Annotated in this window: 19 protein-coding genes; 7 read left to right on the plus strand and 12 right to left on the minus strand. The window is 67.9% G+C overall.

The window, feature by feature from the left end:
- Positions 1-149: 149 nt before the first annotated feature.
- Genes SPYCA_RS00440 through SPYCA_RS00450 form a run of 3 tightly spaced genes read right to left on the minus strand, consistent with a single transcriptional unit; the run spans position 150 to position 2,142 of the window.
- A complete protein-coding gene (locus SPYCA_RS00440) occupies positions 150-746 on the minus strand; it encodes a hypothetical protein (protein WP_120218516.1) in 597 nt (198 codons plus the stop codon).
- On the minus strand, positions 743-1,165 hold the full coding sequence (locus SPYCA_RS00445; protein ID WP_120218517.1) for a CoA-binding protein: 423 nt from the start codon (positions 1,163-1,165) through the stop codon (positions 743-745). Before SPYCA_RS00445 ends, SPYCA_RS00440 begins: the two co-directional genes overlap by 4 nt.
- A complete protein-coding gene (locus tag SPYCA_RS00450) occupies positions 1,165-2,142 on the minus strand; it encodes an Mrp/NBP35 family ATP-binding protein (protein ID WP_172594943.1) in 978 nt (325 codons plus the stop codon). The genes SPYCA_RS00445 and SPYCA_RS00450 overlap by 1 nt, the downstream gene beginning before the upstream one ends.
- A gap of 92 nt (positions 2,143-2,234) precedes the next feature.
- Between SPYCA_RS00450 and hflK the strand changes: the two genes are divergently transcribed.
- The 4 genes from hflK (at position 2,235) to SPYCA_RS00470 (ending at position 6,354) form a co-directional block, all read left to right on the plus strand.
- Entirely contained in the window at positions 2,235-3,398 is a 1,164-nt protein-coding gene (gene hflK / locus SPYCA_RS00455) for a protease modulator HflK (RefSeq protein ID WP_172594944.1), read from the plus strand.
- Positions 3,398-4,249 carry a protease modulator HflC gene (gene hflC, locus SPYCA_RS00460; protein WP_120218519.1) on the plus strand — a complete coding sequence of 284 codons (852 nt, stop codon included), beginning with the start codon at positions 3,398-3,400 and terminating at the stop codon, positions 4,247-4,249. The genes hflK and hflC overlap by 1 nt, the downstream gene beginning before the upstream one ends.
- A gap of 127 nt (positions 4,250-4,376) precedes the next feature.
- Complete coding sequence (locus SPYCA_RS00465; protein WP_120218520.1) at positions 4,377-5,870, plus strand: trypsin-like peptidase domain-containing protein; 1,494 nt, start codon at positions 4,377-4,379, stop codon at positions 5,868-5,870.
- A gap of 115 nt (positions 5,871-5,985) precedes the next feature.
- Entirely contained in the window at positions 5,986-6,354 is a 369-nt protein-coding gene (locus SPYCA_RS00470) for a VOC family protein (RefSeq protein ID WP_120222069.1), read from the plus strand.
- Positions 6,355-6,748: 394 nt separating this feature from the next.
- On the opposite strand, the gene SPYCA_RS00475 is transcribed toward SPYCA_RS00470, so the two are convergent.
- The 4 genes from SPYCA_RS00475 to SPYCA_RS00490 are packed head-to-tail and all read right to left on the minus strand — an operon-like array spanning position 6,749 to position 10,602.
- Positions 6,749-7,789, minus strand: a complete 1,041-nt coding sequence (locus tag SPYCA_RS00475; protein WP_120218521.1) for a phosphotransferase family protein — start codon at positions 7,787-7,789, stop codon at positions 6,749-6,751.
- Complete coding sequence (locus tag SPYCA_RS00480; protein ID WP_120218522.1) at positions 7,786-8,877, minus strand: hypothetical protein; 1,092 nt, start codon at positions 8,875-8,877, stop codon at positions 7,786-7,788. The genes SPYCA_RS00475 and SPYCA_RS00480 overlap by 4 nt, the downstream gene beginning before the upstream one ends.
- 49 nt (positions 8,878-8,926) lie before the next feature.
- Positions 8,927-9,775, minus strand: a complete 849-nt coding sequence (locus SPYCA_RS00485; RefSeq protein WP_011542529.1) for a metallophosphoesterase family protein — start codon at positions 9,773-9,775, stop codon at positions 8,927-8,929.
- Complete coding sequence (locus SPYCA_RS00490) at positions 9,772-10,602, minus strand: diacylglycerol/lipid kinase family protein (RefSeq protein WP_120218523.1); 831 nt, start codon at positions 10,600-10,602, stop codon at positions 9,772-9,774. The genes SPYCA_RS00485 and SPYCA_RS00490 overlap by 4 nt, the downstream gene beginning before the upstream one ends.
- Positions 10,603-10,696: 94 nt before the next feature.
- Between SPYCA_RS00490 and SPYCA_RS00495 the strand changes: the two genes are divergently transcribed.
- Genes SPYCA_RS00495 through SPYCA_RS00505 form a run of 3 tightly spaced genes read left to right on the plus strand, consistent with a single transcriptional unit; the run spans position 10,697 to position 13,202 of the window.
- Entirely contained in the window at positions 10,697-11,650 is a 954-nt protein-coding gene (locus SPYCA_RS00495; protein ID WP_232003420.1) for an alpha/beta hydrolase, read from the plus strand.
- The gene (locus tag SPYCA_RS00500) at positions 11,647-12,441 is read left to right on the plus strand and encodes a nucleotidyltransferase family protein (RefSeq protein ID WP_120218525.1); all 795 of its coding nucleotides are present in this window, start codon (positions 11,647-11,649) and stop codon (positions 12,439-12,441) included. Before SPYCA_RS00495 ends, SPYCA_RS00500 begins: the two co-directional genes overlap by 4 nt.
- Positions 12,438-13,202 carry a phosphocholine cytidylyltransferase family protein gene (locus tag SPYCA_RS00505; RefSeq protein WP_120218526.1) on the plus strand — a complete coding sequence of 255 codons (765 nt, stop codon included), beginning with the start codon at positions 12,438-12,440 and terminating at the stop codon, positions 13,200-13,202. Before SPYCA_RS00500 ends, SPYCA_RS00505 begins: the two co-directional genes overlap by 4 nt.
- Here SPYCA_RS00505 and SPYCA_RS00510 read toward each other — a convergent pair.
- From SPYCA_RS00510 to SPYCA_RS00530, 5 genes are read right to left on the minus strand one after another with little or no spacing between them, the layout of a single operon-like run.
- On the minus strand, positions 13,190-13,618 hold the full coding sequence (locus SPYCA_RS00510; RefSeq protein WP_120218527.1) for an HIT family protein: 429 nt from the start codon (positions 13,616-13,618) through the stop codon (positions 13,190-13,192). The two genes, SPYCA_RS00505 and SPYCA_RS00510, sit on opposite strands and share 13 nt — an antisense overlap.
- A complete protein-coding gene (locus SPYCA_RS00515; RefSeq protein WP_120218528.1) occupies positions 13,615-14,718 on the minus strand; it encodes a CDP-alcohol phosphatidyltransferase family protein in 1,104 nt (367 codons plus the stop codon). The genes SPYCA_RS00510 and SPYCA_RS00515 overlap by 4 nt, the downstream gene beginning before the upstream one ends.
- Complete coding sequence (locus SPYCA_RS00520) at positions 14,715-15,854, minus strand: hypothetical protein (protein ID WP_120218529.1); 1,140 nt, start codon at positions 15,852-15,854, stop codon at positions 14,715-14,717. Before SPYCA_RS00520 ends, SPYCA_RS00515 begins: the two co-directional genes overlap by 4 nt.
- Complete coding sequence (locus SPYCA_RS00525; RefSeq protein WP_120218530.1) at positions 15,854-16,564, minus strand: HAD family hydrolase; 711 nt, start codon at positions 16,562-16,564, stop codon at positions 15,854-15,856. The genes SPYCA_RS00520 and SPYCA_RS00525 overlap by 1 nt, the downstream gene beginning before the upstream one ends.
- Positions 16,561-18,105: a lipopolysaccharide biosynthesis protein gene (locus tag SPYCA_RS00530; protein ID WP_120218531.1), complete on the minus strand. Its 1,545-nt coding sequence runs from the start codon at positions 18,103-18,105 to the stop codon at positions 16,561-16,563. Before SPYCA_RS00530 ends, SPYCA_RS00525 begins: the two co-directional genes overlap by 4 nt.
- Positions 18,106-18,123: the final 18 nt, after the last annotated feature.

Here is an 18,123-nt window from a genome sequence, read left to right on the forward strand (position 1 = left end):
GAATTGATCCTCCCTGTGGCGAAGCCATGGGGAGGTGGCAGCGCGAAGCGCTGACGGAGGGGCTATGGCGCTACCTTTGCGGCCCCTCCACCACTCGCTGCGCGAGCGGTCCCCCTCCCCATGGCCTGCGGCCACAGGGAGGATTATTCCTACCAGCCCCAGGGTGCAGGCGGCGGGGCGACCGGCTGGCGGTAATCGAAGGTCGCGCGGAAATCGCGGCCTTCGCGGCTCAGCCCATAGGTAAAAGCGTCGGCGGTCGTTTCGATCGACCAGATGTTGCTGTTCGAAACGCTCCGCCCTGTGCGGGTGAAAAGCGCGATCGATTCGGCATCGACGGGGAAGGTCTGGCGCGTCGCGGTGCCGGGTTCGGACGTGTCGCCGCCGTACATCGTCAGCTCGTCCTTGCTGCCGTCGGCGTGGCGATGGTCGTGCTTGAGGCGCAGCCCGGTGGCCGTCCGCGTGACGATCCAGGTGCGCGAGCGGTCCCAGCCGCCGTCGGGGCCGAGCCCCGCGATATGGAAGGGGATTTCGATCCGGTCGGGGGAGCAGCGGCGGACGTGCATGACCATCGCCTTGCCGCGCATGTCGGCATCGATGCCCTGATCGCTCGCGAGCTTGCCAGCATAGGCCTGTCCACAGCGCGCGGCGAGCGCGGCGAAGAAGGCGTCCTGCGGATCGGTCGCGGCAGGGGTGGTGGCGCAGCCGGCAAGCAGCGCGACGGCGGCGATGGCAAGGATCGATTTCATTTCAAAAGCCCGAGCCGCGGAATCTCGATCTTGGGGCAGCGATCCATCACCACGATCAACCCGGCGGCGTCGGCGCGCTTTGCCGCGGCCTCGTTGATCACCCCCAGCTGCATCCACACCGCCTTTGCGCCATGGACGATCGCTTCGTCGACCGCGGCGCCCGCGTCGTCGCTGTTACGAAATATGTCGACGATCTCGGCGGGCGGCTCGACATCGGCGAGCGTAGCGACGACCGGCGCGCCGTGGATCGTCTTGCCCGCGTGGCCGGGGTTGACCGCGATCACATTATGACCCTGCGCGATCAGGAAGGCGAGCACCCCGTTCGACGGCCGCGCGGGGTCGGGCGAGGCGCCGACCACCGCGATGCGGCGCGGCTGGCCCAGAAGCTCGCGGATCTCGCCTTCGTCGTTGATCGCCATCATTTGTCCTTTCGTGCGTTCAGCCAGTCGGCGACTTTCGCCGCTATCGCGTGAAATGGTTCGCCGGCCGGGTCGGTTCCCGCCGCCGGGGGCACGCCGCCGTCGCTTGCAAGGCGGATCCCCATCGACAGCGGCACGCGGCCGAGAAAGTCGATCTGCATGGTTCTGGCCGCCGCCTCGGCGCCGCCGCTGCCGAACGGATCGCTCACCTCGCCGCAATGCGGGCAGGCGTAACCCGCCATATTTTCGACGAGCCCGATGATCGGCACCTCGGCCTGCTGGAACAGGCTGATCGCGCGCGTCGTGTCCATCAGCGCCAGATCCTGGGGGGTCGAGACGATCACCGCGCCCGCGGGCTTGTGCTTCTGGATCATCGTCAGCTGGACGTCGCCGGTCCCCGGCGGCAGGTCGACGACGAGGGTGTCGACGTCGCCCCAGCTCGCATCGACCAGCTGTTCGAGCGCGCGCCCCGCCATCGGGCCGCGCCACGCGATCGCCTGCCCCGGCTGCGCGATCTGTCCGGTCGACAGCATCGGCACGCCATAGGCGCTCTGGACGGGGGCGAGTTTCGACCCGCGCGCTTCGGGTTTCACATGCTCGCTGTCCATCAGACGGGGTTGCGAAGGCCCATAGATGTCGGCATCGACCAGCCCGACCTTGATCCCCAGCCGCCGCAGCGCCACCGCGAGGTTCGCAGCGAGCGTCGATTTGCCGACGCCGCCCTTGCCGCTGCCGACCGCGATGATCGTCATCGCCTTTCTCTCGGCGGTCATCGCGACGCGCACCTCGTTCACGCCGGGCTGTTCGAGCAGGCCTGCGCGCAGCTTGTCCTCGAGCGGTTTGCGTTCGTCGGCGGCAAGTCCGGTGACATCGAGGACGATGGCGAGCGTGCCTTGTTCATCGAGGAAGCGCAGACCTGATGTGCGGCCGCCGCTGAGGTCGGCGGCAATGCTGGCGAGGGGGGCAGTGTCGGTCATGTCTGCGCCGAAATAGGGGAGCGCGCGCGCTTTGCCAGCCATTTTCGCGCGCACCCCCTGTTAATCGCGCGCGCCGCCCCTATAAAAGCAATATGAACGACCAGATTGAAGGCAGCATGGGGCGCCGCACCCTTCGGGGATTGCGGCAATTTTTCGATTCGATCAGCCTGATGGCCAACAGTCCGTGGGGCAGCGGTCCCGGCAAGGGCGAGGATGACAACGGCAAGGGCAGCGGCGACGGCAAGCGTCCGGGTCCGCGCAACCCCTGGATCACGCCCGACCCCGCCGACCAGCGCCGCGGCGCGAAGCCGCGCGGCCCCTCGGCGCTCGACGAGTTGCTGCGCAAGGGACGCGGCGGCTTCGGCGGCGGCGGTTCGGGCGGCGGCGGCTTCGATCTTGCCGATTCGGGGCGCATCTGGAAATGGGCGATCGTCGCGGTTCTCGCGCTGTGGCTCTTCTTTTCCTCCTTTCATATCGTGCCGCCGGAAAAGGAAGGCGTGGTCACGCGGCTCGGCAGCTATGCGCGCACCGTCGGCCCCGGCGTCAAACTGACCTGGCCGGCGCCGATCGAACGCATCCGCATGGAGGATGTCCGCGCGATCCGCACGATGGCGATCGGATCGCCCAACGCGACCGACGAGAATTTCGTGCTGACGCGCGACCAGAGCATCGTCGACCTGGCTTATGAGGTCCGCTGGTCGGTGCGCAGTCCGGAACTTTTCTTCTTTCAGCTCGCCAATCCCGAAGACACGATCCGCGAGGTCGCCGAAAGCGCGATGCGCGCGACGGTCGCCAATTTCGATCTGGTGCAGGCGATCGGCCCCGGCCGCGTCGAGATCGAGGCGCAGGTGCAGCGGCGGATGCAGGCGCTGCTCGACGAATATCGCGCGGGCGTGACGATCCAGGGCATCGCGATACGCCAGGCCGACCCGCCGAGTCAGGTCGACGAAGCGTTCAAGGAAGTCACCGCGGCGCGGCAGGAGCGCGAAGCGGCGATCAACCTGGCCCGCGCCTATCAGCAGCAGGTGCTTGAGCGCGCGCGGGGCGACACCGCGGCGTTCGACCAGATTTACGAACAATATCGACTGGCGCCGGACGTGACGCGCCAGCGGCTTTATTATGAAACGATGGAGGCCGTGTTGTCGAACGTCGACAAGACGATTGTCGAAGCGCGCGGGGTGACCCCCTATCTGCCGCTCAATGAGGTGCAGAAACGGCTGCGCGCGCCCGAAGCCGCGACGAAGGGAGGCGAGTGATGTTCTCCTCGCTTTTCCGCAATCCCGTGCGCCTGCTGGTTGGCGTCGTTGCGTTGCTGGTGCTGCTGTCGATGACAGTGTCGATCGTGCCCGAGGACCGGCAGGCGGTCGTGCTGCGCGTGGGCGAAGTCTATGGCACCAAGAACGCCTATAAGCCCGGCGAGCAATTCGGCCGGTCGGGCGCGGGGCTGCTCTTCACCCTGCCCTTTGCCGATACGGTGCAGCTGATCGACAAGCGCATCCTGGGCATCAATATGGAACGCCAGCAGGTGCTCTCGACCGACCAGCAGCGGTTGCAGGTCGACGCCTTCGCGCGCTTTCGCATCACCAACCCGGTGCGCATGTACACCGCGATCCGCACTGAGGAACGCCTGCAGCAGCAGCTCGCGACGATCCTGGGTTCGTCGCTGCGCAACGAGCTTGGCAAGCGGACCTTTGCCACCTTGCTGTCGGCGGAGCGCGGCGCGGTGATGGACAATATCCAGGTTGCGCTCAATCGCGAGGCGCAGAAATATGGCGCCGAGATCATCGACGTCAGGATCAAGCGCGCCGACCTGCCCGAAGGCGCGACGCTCGAAGCCGCGTACAACCGGATGCGCACCGCGCGGCAGCAGGAGGCGATTTCGATCCGCGCCGAGGGGCAGAAGGAAGCGCAGATCATCCGCGGCAGCGCCGACGGCGAAGCGGCGCGCATCTATGCCGCCAGCTTTGGCAAGGATCCCGAGTTCTACGATTTCTATCGCGCGATGCAAAGCTATCGGCAGACCTTCCTCGGCGAAAACAACCAGGGCGGAACGTCGATCATCCTGTCGCCCGACAATGAATATCTGAAACGGTTCAGCGGCGGTTGATTGCGGCCGCAGCGCCGATGAACGGAACTTGTCGCGCTTGTTCATGTTCAATTGGCGTTCAGCCGCCCCGCCGCAGAGACCGGCGGCCGGGGTCAAGAGTTTACCTAGACGAAGAGGATTTCCGATCGTGCGTTACGTATATGGCATCACTTCGGCCTTGCTGGCGGGTGGCACCGCGCTGGCGCTGGTCACCCAGTCGCCCGTCGGCGCGCAGGTCGCGCAGAACGAACAGAGCGAGATGGCGCGTGTCGTTCCGCGCGCCGGCGCTCCCGACAGCTTCGCCGATCTCGTCGAACAATTGCAGCCCGCGGTCGTCAATATCTCGACGCGGCAGGAGGTGACGCTCGGCGTCCGGCTCAACCCCTTTGCGGGCACGCGCGAGCCGATCACGCAGGAGCAGCAGGGCGGCGGATCGGGTTTCCTCATTTCGTCGGACGGCTATATCGTCACCAACAACCATGTGATTTCGGGCGGCCCGCGCGGCGAGGCGGTGAATGAAGTCACCGTGACGCTCACCAACCAGCGCGAATATAAGGCCAAGATCGTCGGCCGCGATGCGGCGTCGGACCTTGCATTGCTCAAGATCGACGCATCGGGCCTGCCCTTTGTCAAATTTGCCCAGGGCAGCCCGGCGCGCGTCGGCGACTGGGTGGTCGCGATCGGCAACCCGCTCGGCCTCGGCTCGACGGTGACCGCGGGGATCATCTCGGCGGTGCAGCGCAACATCGGCCAGGGCGGCGCCTATGACCGCTATATCCAGACCGATACCGCGATCAACCGGGGCAATTCGGGCGGTCCGCTGTTCGATCTTCAGGGCAATGTCGTCGGCATCAACAATATGCTGATCTCGCCCGTCGGCGCGAACATCGGCGTCAATTTCGCAATTCCCGCCGAAGCCGCGATCCCCGTGATCGAGGCGCTGCGCGCGGGCGAGCGTCCGCAGCGCGGCTATCTGGGCATCGGCATCGTTCCGGTGACCGAGGATATGGCGGCCGCGCTCGGCCTGCCCAAGGACCGCGGCGAGTTCGTGCAGCGCGTCGAACCCGGCGAAGCGGGCGAGAAGGCCGGGCTGAAGCGCGGCGACGTGGTGCTGAAGGTCAACGGCAGGGATGTGACGCCGCAGCAGACCTTGTCCTATATCGTCGCCAACACCAAGCCGGGCACGCGCATCCCGCTCGAGGTTATTCGCGACGGGCGAACGATGACGCTCAACGCCGTCGTCGGCACGCGCCCACCCGAAGAACAGCTCGCCGGGGACAATTTCGACCCCGAAGAGGAACAGACGATGCCGGAGGATCCCTCCGGCGCGGCCGACGAGGCGATCCAGAACAGCCTGGGCATGGCGGTGCAGCCGCTGACCCCGGCAATCGCGCGCGCCGTCGGCATCGACCCCGACAGCAAGGGACTGGTGATCGGCGCCGTTTCGGGCAGCAGCGATGCGGGCCGCAAGGGGCTGCGCCGCGGCGACGCGATCCTGAGCGCCAACCGCACGCCGGTCACCTCGGCGGAGGCGCTGGCGAAGGTCATCGCCGATGCGAAGAAGGCGGGCCGCGATGCGGTGCTGCTCGAAATCCTGCGTCGCGGCGGACCGTCGGCCTTCATCGCGATCCGCATCAAATAGTCGCGCCGCGCGCGCAACGGGACAAGGAGCGCTGCCGCGGCAGCGCCCCTTTTTCTTTGCGCTGCCGCGCATATGTTCCTATTATGTTCATATGATCGAGTCGGGAGGGATGGCGATGATCGGATATGTGACGCTTGGGACGAACGACCTCGCGCGTGCGGCGGTGTTTTACGACGCCATCGCCACCGAGCTGGATACGCCGCGGATGATGGAATATGAAGGTTTCATCGCCTGGGGCAAGCCCGGTGGCGCGGCGGGCATCGGCCTGACCAGGCCGTTCGACGGCAATCCGGCGAGCGTCGGCAACGGCGTGATGGTGGCCTTGCAGGCGAAGGACAAGGACCAGGTCCACCGGCTTTACGACATCGCGCTCGCCAACGGCGGGACGTGCGAGGGCCCGCCGGGACCGCGCGGCGAAGGATTTTACGCCGCCTATTTCCGCGATCCCGATGGCAACAAGCTCAACGCCTTCATCATGGGATGAGCGGCGAGGCCTGATGGCGGGGGCTGGCAAGGGATTTGCCGCCGTGCCCCTGCCTTCGCCGGGGCACGGATATGGGGTTGGGTTAAGCTGAAACCCTGCCATTCCACTTTCGTCATCCCGGCCTTCGCCGGGATCTCGCCGGTGCGTCAGGCCGATAGGGTGAGATCCCGGCCTTCGCCGGGATGACGTTCCACTCGAGAAACGATTAGAGCAAATTGCGCGAAATCTGAATCATCCGCCTCCCCGAGCCCTTCGACTGCCCTGGCAGGCGCTCAGGATAAACTTCGACCTTTGGTCGAAGTCGAGACACCCCTCGGCATCGCGCAACGTCGATGGGTGTCTCGACTTCGCTCGACACGAACGGGAAGATGGCTCTGATTAAACGCGCGCTGCTCTAAAGCAGGTCGAGGCTGCCCAGTTCGAGCGCCTGGCGCGCCGGGCGCTCGGCCATCAGCGCGAACATTTCGTCGCCGCGCGGCGTGCGCTCGACGCTCATCGAGGCGAAGACCGCCATGAAATAGCCGCTGAGCGCGCCGACGCGATAATCGGTCCATAACGCATCAGGATCGGGCGCTATGCCGCGCGCCCGAAGCGCGGCGATCCACTGGTCGAACGCCGGCCGGTCGGCGGCGGCGCGCTCGGCCGGATCGGCGATGCTGGTGCCGACGAGATAGGCCAGGTCGGCGGCGCCGCTGCCGCGCCCCAGCGTCTGCCAGTCGACGAGCCAGCAGGCCTGGCCGTCCGGCGCGAACAGGATATTGTCGATGCGCAGGTCGCCGTGGACGATCGTGCGCGCGGCGGGTTCGCGCGCGAGATAGCAGTCGAGCCGCTGGACGATTCCGGCGCCGAGGTCCAGCACCGCGGGCGCGAGCCGCGCCGCATAGCGTTCGCGAAACCCGGCATAAAGCTGCGGGAACAGCGCGCGCACCACATCGCCATTGTCGCGCGCGAGCCAGGGCAGCGTGCCCAGCCGCGGGTCGTTCCAGAGCAGGGCGTGCAGCGCCGCCGCCGCGTCGATGCAGGGGACGAGCCCGGCGGCGTCGATACCCGCGAGCTGATCGCCCTGCCGGGCGGGCGCGAGGTCGGCGAGAATGAGGATGAAATCGACACCATCGCCCGCAATTTCGGCATGATGGCAATGCGGCGCCGCGACACCGCTGTCCGCCGCGAGTTCGCGATACCAGCTGACTTCCTTGACATAGGTGCCGGTCAGCCGCGCGATATGGCGGCTCGCTTCGTCGTGGCTCGGACATTTGGCGATTACGCTCGTCGGGCCGAGCACATCGTCCGCCCAGTCGAGCGTCAGGCGGAAGCTGTCGCACATCTGCCCCGTGCCGACCTTGGCCGCGGTAAAGCCCCGGAGCTGGCCGGGATGCCCCAGCACCGCGCCGAGCCAGTCGGGCGTCATCGCGCCGGGCGCGGTCGGAAAGCTCAAGGCGCGGGGTCCATCAGCCCCGACAGGCCGGTCGGCGCGTGCGGCCCGACGAACAATTGTTCGAGCACGCCGGTGCCGCGGTGGAGCGTGCCGCCATCGGAAAGGTCGGCGGTGACGAGCGCCTGAATATGCATCGCGAGCGGATTGGCCCAGCGGCGCTCCTCGGCAGTGAGCGCGTCGTGCGAAACGACGACATCCGGGCCATGATCCAGCCCATGGCCCCAGACGGGGTGCGTATAGCCGAGCCCGCTCATCGCAAAGACGGGGCCGGTCGGGGTCAAGGTCAGCCGCCGGTCGCCGCCGAGGTCGGCGGACAGGTCGGCGATGCGCCGCGTTCCGGGCTGCCAGCTGATTGCAAAGCGCGCGGCGTCGAAATGCGTCTCGGTCCCCTTGTCGGTCACGATGACGGCGCGGCGGTTCCACGGCGCGCCAGCGGCATCGTCGTTGCTGTGAAAGAACAGCGAGCGGTCGGCGAAATTGCACGGCGTCCACAGCCAGAAGAATTGCGCGAAATTGCCCCCCGGTGGTGGCTGCGGTTCGCTTGCGCCGACCGGGCGGATGCCCCAGCTGCGGTCGCGTGTGCCCGTCCAGCCATCGGCGACATCGACGCGCTGGCCGCCGACCGACAGCCAGCCCGACCAGCGGCCGTTCTGCGTCATGCGCGTATAGTCCATGAACAGCCGCGTGCCGTTGCGGCGCGTGAAGCGCGGTTCCTCGATCGGGAAATGGCGTCCGACGAAGCGCAGCTCGCCCGCCAGGGAGCCATCGTTCGCCGCGATGTCCAGCGTCACACTTTCGAGCGGCACGTCGATTGTGATCGCAATCGGCCCGACCGAGAGGTCGAGCCGCTCGCCGCCCGACCGCCGACTGGCGCGAAGATTATGCTGCACCCCGTCGATGACGACGCAAAAGCTGGCGTCGACAATGCCGAGCTGCGGATAAAAGCCCATCGCCGCGGCGAAAAAGACCGACCCGTCGGGCGCATAGCCGTTGAAGAAATAGCGGTCGTAGAAATTGCGGTCGGTGCCCGCGAACGCGATCGGCTCGGCGCGCTGGTGCAGCGGGAAATCGTCGCCCTTGGTCAGCATCGTTCCTCATCCCGTTTTTCGTTGCAACCTAACGGGACGGGCGCGCGCGTCAATGCACCGGCGGATCGACGGGCGGGACGGCGTGGACGGGCGCGACGGGTTCGCCGGGATCGCGCGGCGGCAGCGCGTCGGCCGGGATGTCGGTAATCTGCATGTCGGGGGTCGGCACGTCGGCCAGGTTACGCACGCGCACCGACAGCGCGCGGCCCCTGACCAGCAGGTCGTTGAAGCTTGGCGGGGTCGAACGGATGCGCTGCGACAGCGTCCCGGCGCCGATCATGCGGATCGGCCCGCCCGCGGTCTGTTTCACCAGGTCGAAAGCATCATGGACGTGGCCGGTCAGCACCGCCGCGACGCCGCGCTTTGCCAAGGCCGCCAGCGCGCGCTCGCCGCCGCGGGTCAGCGCGCGGCCTTTCGTGCCCGCCTCGACCAGCGGATGATGCGCGGTGACGAGTGGCATGGCGCCGGGGGGCAGCGCGTCGATCGCGGCGAGCGTGCGGGCGAGCGCCTTGTCGGTCACCCATCCTTTCGACCAGTCGAGCCGCCACTGCGCGCGCGCGGTGGTCTTGAGCGACACGATCGCCAGGCCGGGCAGGTCGATTTCGCGCTCGACGAGCCGTTCGATGCGGCGGATACGGCGATAGGGATGAAAGAAGCGCGCGACCGGATTGAAATAGGGCAGGTCGTGGTTGCCGACCTCGACCGTCACGGGCACGTCGAGCGTTTCGATCCAGTCGCACGCCGCGGCAAACTCATGCGCGCGCGCGCGCATCGTGAGGTCGCCGGTGATGAGGACCGCGTCGGGGCGCTCGGCGCGGACGCAGTCGGTAAACCAGTCGAGCGCCGCCGGGTCTTCGAGCCCGAAATGCAGGTCGCTGATATGAAAGAGCCGTGTCATGCCGTCGCGATGAAATCGACCGTGCTCGTGCCGAGCGCGAAGCGCGCGGGCGATTCCGTTTCCTTGAGTTCGCCGTCATATTCGAGGCTGATCGGCGCGTCGCTTTCGAGGATGATCGTGTCGCCGGTCGCGACGTGCTCGCTCGGCCCGTCGCGAAAATCGCCGCCGAGCCAGGCGAGGCCGTGGCGGAGCACATCGGCGGAGCCTTCGGCGACGATGCCGTCGGCGCGGATGCCGTGCGGGGTGGGGGTCAGGATGATCGCGGGCCAGTCGCGGTCCTGACCCGCGATGCGCACGCCGGGCGCGTTCATCATCGCGTCGAGCGCCTCGGGCGCCGCGCGGCTCGCCTCGATCAGCCCGTCCTGCCGCATCGTTTCGCGCACTTCGGCCCAGCGCGTCGCGGGGCCGGCGACGATGGTGATGAAGGCGTCGCCGTCTTTTGAACGGAGCATCGGCACCGGGCGTCGGTGGCCTTTGCCCCGCAGCACGTCCGCCAATATGTCGGGCGCGTCGCGGTCGCCATGGAGCGCCTTCGACAGGAGGTTGAGCGTGCCGCCGGGCAGCGGCAGGATCGCGCCGTCCCACCCCGCCGCACCGCCTGCCGCCGCGTTGATCGTGCCGTCGCCGGTCCAGACGATCAACAGGTCGATCTCGCGCCGCGAAAGCGCGTCGGCGTCGGGGATCGCGTCATCGGGCAGCGCAAAGGTCGCGGCGAGCGGCGCGCCCTGTTCGCGGCAGACCGCCCCGATCGCTTCGAGGACGGCTTCGTCGTGGCTGCCGCTGTGGCTGTTGCAGACAAGGGCGGGGCGGGAAAAGGGGCGAGTCATCGCCTTCTTCTACGCGCGAGCGGACAAAAGGTCGCGCGCCGCGCCAATGTTACGCGCTTGTGACGCGCCGCGCGGCGCTGTAGGGCGCGGCGGGATGGCGGCGCGGCTTTTCAAGGGACGGCGATTGATCAAGATCCTCTTCGTGCTGCTGCTGCTCGTGCTGCTGTTCGGCGGTGGCGCCAGGATGATCGCCGCGGGCGGCGCGAAATCGCTCAACCTGGCCGACCGGCTGCTGGGGCAGGGCGATGGCGCGCGGCTGCTGATCGCCGACCAGCCCTATGGCCGCGGGCCGCGCCAGTCGCTCGACATCTGGGTGCCGGGCAGCCTGCGCGAAGGCGACCGGCTGCCCGTCGTGGTCTTTTTCTATGGCGGCGGCTGGAACAGCGGCGAGCGCGGCCATTATGGTTTCGCGGGACGCGCGCTCGCGCGGCAGGGCTTTGTCGTCGTCATCCCCGACTACCGGCTGGTGCCGAAGGCGCATTGGCCCGATTTTCTGGAAGACAGCGCCGCGGCGGTCGCGTGGACGCATGAGCATATCGCGAAGCTCGGCGGCGATCCCGACCGGATCGCGCTGATGGGGCATTCGGCGGGCGCCTATAATGCCGCGATGCTTGCGCTCGACCCGCAATGGTTGCGCGCGGCAAAGAGCGATCCCGCGATCATCCGCGGCGTCGCGGGCCTTGCCGGGCCTTATGACTTCCTGCCGCTCGAAAAGGGCGGCCGCGCCGACAAGGCGATGGGCAAGGTTCGGCCGATCGAGCGGACGCAGCCGATCCACTTCGCGCGCGGCGACGCGCCGCCGCTGTGGCTTGCGAGCGGCGACGAGGATGATGTGGTGCGCCCGCGCAACAGCCAGAACCTCACCGCTGCGATCGAGCGCGCGGGCGGGTCGGCGACGCTGCGCATCTATCCCGGCGTCGGCCACACCGGGATCGTCATGGCGCTCGCCGCGCCCTTTCGCAGCCGCGGGCCGGTGCTCGACGAAGCGAGCGATTTCCTGCGCGGGGTGACCGCGCGCCGCATCGCGCCGGTGGGCGCCGCGCGATGAGCGGCCCGATCGCGGCGATCGTCCTCGCCGGCAGCCGCCCCGGCCCCGACCCGCTGCTGAGCGGCACGGGCGTATCCACCAAGGCGCTGCTGCCCGTCGCGGGGCGGCCGATGCTCGTCCATGTCGTGACCGCGCTGCGCGCCGCGCCCGAGGTGGGGGCGATCACCCTATTGGCGCAGGACAGCGCCGCGCTCGCCGCCGAACCCGGCCTCGCGGGCATCGCCGATCTGCATTTTGCGGACTCGGGACAGGGGATCAGCAGCTCGCTCGCCGCCGCCTTGCCGCCGGGCGACGAGCCGCTGCTCGTCACCACCGCCGACAATGTGCTGCTCACCCCGGCGATGGTCGCCGAGTTTTTGCGCGGCGCGGCGGACAGCGACGTCGCAGTCGCGATGGTCGAGCGCAACCTGCTGCTGGCGCGCTATCCCGAATCGCGGCGCACCTGGCTCAAGTTCCGCGGCGGCTGCTGGTCGGGCGCGAACCTCTTTCGCCTGCGCGGGCGGCGGGTGCTGCCGCTGCTCGATTTCTGGGGGCGGATCGAGCGCGACCGCAAGAAGGGGCTGAAGATCGTTGCGGCGTTCGGCCCCTGGCTGCTCCTCGGTGCGCTGCTGCGCCTCTTCACCATCCAGCAGGGCGTCGCGCGGGCGGGGCGGCGCTTTGGCCTTGCGGCAAAGGTCGTGCCGATGAGCGAGCCTGAAGCGTGCATCGACGCCGACAAGCCCGGCGACATCGAACTGATCGAAGCGATATTTGCCGCACGGGGCGAAGCGGCTATAGGGCGGCGGCCATGACCATCACCAAAGCCATCATCCTGTCGGCCGGGCAAGGATCGCGTCTGCTGCCGCTGACCCGCGACATCCCCAAATGCCTGATCGAACTGGGCGGCCGCAGCCTGATCAGCTGGCAGGTCGCGGCGCTCGTCGCGAACGGGATCAGGGACATCGTCGTCGTCACGGGTTTCCGCACCGAGCGCGTCGAGGATCATGCGCTCCAGCTTTATCGCGACACCGGCGCGCGCATCCGCACGCTGTTCAACCCATTCTTTCAGGTCGCCGACAATCTGGGCACCTGCTGGATCGCGCGCGAGGAGATGGACCGCGACTTCATCATTCTGAATGGCGATACGATCGTTTCGGACGAGATCGTGGCAAAGCTGATCGAGGGTGCGAAGGAACCGATCACCGTCACGGTCGATGTCAAAGCCGACTATGACGACGATGATATGAAGGTGAACCTCGATGCCGAGGGGCGGCTGCACCAGATCGGCAAAAGGTTGCTGCCCCCCGATACCAACGCCGAATCGATCGGGATGCTGGCCTTTACCGGCGACGGCCCGTCGATCTTTCGCAACCAGGTCGACCAGATGATGCGCACGCCCGACGGGGTCGAGCGCTGGTATCTGCGCGCGATCGACATCATCGCCAAGGGCAACCGCGTCGGCACGGTGTCGATCGAAGGGCTGGAATGGCAGGAAGTCGACTTCCCGCAGGATGTCGAGGCCGCCGAGGCGCTCACCGCGAAATGGGCCGCCGAAGGCCGCTACGCGAAATAGGGTTTGAGCCAGCCGGTGAGCGCGGCGATCTGGCTTTCATCGAGCTTTACCGCTTGCGCCAGATCGGGCTGTCCCGGCCAGCCTGCGTCGGGGACGGTCAATCCCGCGCCGCTGCGTTCGCCGTCATAGCGGGGCAGGACGTGGAAATGAACGTGCGGGTCGACCATCATCAGCATCAGATAATTGATCTTCGCATAGCCGACGGCTTGGCGCAGCGCCTTTTCGATGGCGGCGGTGGCCGTCTTGAGTTCTGCGTGCGCTTCGTCGGGAAGGTCGCCGAACGCCGTCGCGTCTGATTTCGCCGCGAGCACCAGCGCGCCAAGCGTGGGCTGCGCGGGGCGCAGCAGCACGACCCAATGCACATAGTCGGCGATCAAAGTCGCGGGGTGGCCGAATTTTTCGATCGTGGCGTTCATGCGCCCTCCATCCAGCTGACGATCGTTTTGCCCGCGCGCCGCGCCGCATAGGCCTGCACCAGCTGCACGGCATGGACGAGCAGCGAGATGACCGTCCACCATGCCACCGCGATCAGCCCGATGTCGGGGCGCCCGGCGAGGGTGGCGAAGAACAGGATCGCGAAATTGGGGTTGCGCCGCGCGGTGATCAGGCGAAACTGACTGTCGAACCGGCGCCAGACATGGACGTCCATGCCGAAATCCTTGATGAACAATCCCTCGATCACGCGCTGAAGGATATAGCCCGCGACGATGGCAATCATCACGATCAGGAAGGTCTGATCGGGCAGCGCAAGGCCCCAGGCGCCAAGCCCGACGCCCCAGAAATACCACCAGAAGGGCGGGTGAATGAGGTCGACGCCATGGTCCGCGACATTGCCCCATTTCGACGATGTGATCGTGCAGCGCGCGAGCTTTCCATCGACCGTGTCGAGCACCATGAAGATGAAAGCCGCCAGCATCCCTTCCCAATACTGGCCTTGCGCAAAGAGCCAGGTCGCATAGATGCACAGCGCCGCGCCGATCGCGGTCACCATGTTCGGCGTCATGCCGATGCTCGCCGCCCCGCGCGTCAGCCACAGCGCGAGTTCGGGCCAGAGATATTTGGTGAGCGCGTCGGTCACGCCCTTATAGGCGCCGAAATAGCTCTTCCGCTCGATCGCGCGCCGCGTTTCGGGGGTCAGCGGCTGAATGAAGGGGCAGTCGAGCTTGCGGAGCTGGCGATTATAGATTTGCGGATTGCCCTGATAGTCGATGATCGACAGCGTGCCGCGGTTGGCGGCAATGTCGCCCGGCGTCATGCCGCCGACCAGATGCGCCATCACCAGCGCGTCGCCGTCCATCACCACCGTGCCGGGAAGCGCGGCGACATGCCGCAGCCACACGGGATCGAAGACATAGGCCAGATTGACGTAAAGCCGCGCGCCCGATGGCCCCGCCGCCTCCGGCAGCCCTTCGGCGCGCGCCAGTCGGCGCAGGCGTTCGGCGTTGGTCATGCCCCAGATCGGGGTCGGATTGTCGCCGATCGGCGTCAGCGCGGGGAGAGAATGATCGTCGGTCATCCGCCGCTCTTATCCTGCCCCGCGTCCATTGCAAGGAAGCGCAGGATCGCTTCGGCGCCGCGCGCCGCCGCGCCCGTGGGATCGCCGCCGATCGATTCGGCGAGGCGCGCGCGCTGGGCATCGGCATAGCGCGGATGGCGGCCGGGGGCGGCGTCGAGCGCGGCGGGCAGCTCGGCGAGGTCGTCGACGACATCGCCCAGCGTCCAGAAGAGATAATCGGGATCGTCCACCCAATCGACCCGGTGGGCGTTGAGGAAGATGCACGGGCGCGGCGTCGCCAGAAACTCGTACACCTGGCTGCTGACGTCGCCGAGATAGAGGTCGGCGCCGCTGGTATAGCTCATGTCGAACAGGCGTTCGGAGCCGAGGTCGATATGGATTCGGCCCGGAACGCCAAGCCGCTCCACCTCGACGCGCTCGGCGTCGCTCGCGTCGGCGAACAGGCGGACGTGCGGCGCGACGACCAGGTTATAGCGATCCTGCGCCGCGAACCAGTCGATGATCGCGCGCCCGAACCGGTCCCACGACGACAGGTCGCGCCGGAAATGCGGTGCGTAGAGGATGGTCGGCCGGCCATTGTCGAAGATCGGCGTTCGCGACGTTTGCAGGCGGCGCATCAGGTCGAGCTTCACATAGCCGGTAACCGCATAATGGCCGGGGCGGATCGTCCCCGCCTCGATCATCCGCGTCTCGCTCTTTTCGCCCGCGACGAGTGCGAAATCGAAATGGCGATCGCGCGCATCGAAGGTGATCGCCCGGTCGCCCGCGCCGTGCGGCGTGAAGATGAGGCGCGTCCGGCGCGGCAGGAAATGGCGGATGGTTGTCGTCGTCCGCTCGGGGACGACGATCGCATCGAAACGGCGGAGGAAGGAAAGCGCGCCCATCAGGGTCGGCAGGCGCGGATTGCGGAACAGGCCGCGCGCGCGAAGCCAGCGCGCGATGCCCTTTTGCCCGAGCAGCGTGATTTGCGGCGCAAATCCCGGATAGGCGAGCATGACCTGCTGCACGACAGGCAGATGATCTTCGCTCGCCACCGCGACCTCGACGGGCTGACCCTGCGCGGCCATTTCGGCGGCGATGGGCAGCGCGTGGAACAGATGGTGCGGCTCGCCGATGAAGAGGAAGAGGATGCGCATCAACGAACCTCCGTTGACGCCGCTGCGGCGGCATCCTCGAAATCGGCGACCTGCCAGCCATGCTTCGCCGCCAGCCGCGCGACCTTGTCGCCGCGCCCGACGAGCCAGGCCTCGCGCGCGAGCGCAAAGGTCGGCGCGTCGCTGACATGGTCCGAATAGGCGCGGATATGGGCGCCCTCGCACCCGTTGGCGGCGAGCCATTCGGCGACGCGCCGCGCCTTTTCGGCGCCATAGCAATTGGGTCCGTCGAGCGCGGGTAGCCAGTTTCCGGCAGCGTCGCGGCGATGGCGCGAGGCAATGACGGCGTCGAAGCCGAGCGCGTCGGCGATCGCGCGCGCGTAAAATTCGGGCGCCGCGGTCGCCATCAGCAGCCGGAAGCCCGCGGCGCGGTCGCGCGCGATGCAGGCGGCGGCGCCCGGCGGCACGTCGCGCGGCACGCGCCACGCCGCGAACCGCGTCGCGAGCCGCTCGGCGCGCGTCTGCGCAATGGTGCGGCCGAGCATCAGGCGGATCGCCGCGGGCTTGAACCGGTCGCGGCCATAAAGGCCGAGGGCATAGCCGATCATCAGCGCCGCGAGCGCGGGGAGCAGCAGCAACCGCCACGGCGCCTCGCGCCGCGCCGCCCACAGCAGGAACAGCGTGAAGGTCGGCGTGCGCAGCACGGTGCGGTCGAGGTCGTAGACCGCGACGCGGAGCGGGGTGTCGGTCATCGGTCGGCGGGTCCGATCAGGCGAAGGCGGCGCGCGGTCTTGCCGAGCGAGGCGCGGTCGGGAAGCGGCAGCGCAAGGCGCAGCGCCAGCCAGATCGCGGCGGCGGCGATGACCAGCAGCAAGGGCAGCGCGACCGGGTCGGGAAGCAGGTCGGCGAGCATCGCGGCAAATCCCGCGATGATCGTGATGCCGATCCCGCGCACTGCCACCGCCGGAAACTGCGCATCGAAGGGATGCAGCCGCTCGACCGCGGCGAGTTGCAGCGTCGGGATCGCGGCCATCACGACCAGCCCGATCGCGGTCGCCAGCGTCACGCCGGTCAGCGGGTCGATATGGCCGACCATCAGCCATCCGGCGGCGACGGCGACGGCAACCCCGATGACGCTGGCGGTGAGCTGGTGGCGAAAGGCGGCGACGACCTGCAGCACCGGCGCCGAGATGCCGAGCACCGCCTCGGCCGCGCGCGCGAAGAGCAGGATGACGAGCGCCGCCTGCGCCGCCTGCGCCTGATCGCCGAACAGGCTGAGCAGCGACGCGCTGCCCGCGGCGAGCACGGCGGCGAGCGGCAGCGCGATCGCCGCGATCAGCCGCGTCGCATAGGCATAGATGTCGGCGACCTGGCGCCGGTCGCGGCGCTCGGCGCTCGCGGCGAGCGGCGCCATCACATAGGTGAAGGCGATGCGCACCAGCTGCACGACGCTCGACAGCTTGCGCGCGATGGTGAAGAGGCCCGCCGCCGCCGCGCCCGCCGCGCCGGGGAGCAGCATGTTGAGGATCAGCGCGGGCGCGTCGCCGAACAGCCGCGTGATGACGTTCGACGGCAGGATCGACAGCCCCGCCCAGAAAGTGTCGCGCGATGTCCGTCCGGCCCATGGACCGCGCCAGAGATCGGCAAAGCTATATTGCCTGGCGAGCAGGCGGACCGACAGCGCGGCAGTGATGCCAAGCGAGCAGAGATGCGCGATGAACAGGCCCTTGAGACCGAGGCCGCCGGCAAAGAAGAGGCCCGCGAAGACGAGGCGCAGCAATTGTTCCCACACGATCCGCAGGCGGATTTCGGCGCCGAACACCATGCGCGCGCGCAGCGCCGAGGTCGCGATTTCGACGAAGGCCCAGAGCGGCAGCGCCCAGACGAAAATCCTGATCGCCGGAATGACCAGCTCGCGATCCTTTGCCGCGACATTCAGAAGCGGCCCCAGTTCGGCAGCGAATATCGAAATCAGCGCGGCGACGAGGATACACGGTCCGACGCCGAAGATCATCGCGGTGCGCAGCGCCGCCGCCGCCTCGGCGTCGCTTGCCGATTGCGGGACGGTGCGCTGCATCGCACTGGTCATGCCGAGGTCGAAGATATTTTCGATGAGGTTCACCGCCGCCCACAGCACGGCGTAGAGGCCATAGCCCGCAAGGCCGAACATCAGGACATAGAGCGGCTGCGCGACGATCTCGACTACCGCGCCCAGGCGCGCGAGCACCGTCGTGCCGAGCCCGCGCGCGACGCTGCGGCTGGTGACGGCGGGGTGATCGGCGGCTTCGCTCATCGCAGCGCACCTAAGCAG

Source organism: Sphingopyxis sp. FD7, assembly GCF_003609835.1.
Taxonomy (GTDB): Bacteria; Pseudomonadota; Alphaproteobacteria; order Sphingomonadales; family Sphingomonadaceae; genus Sphingopyxis.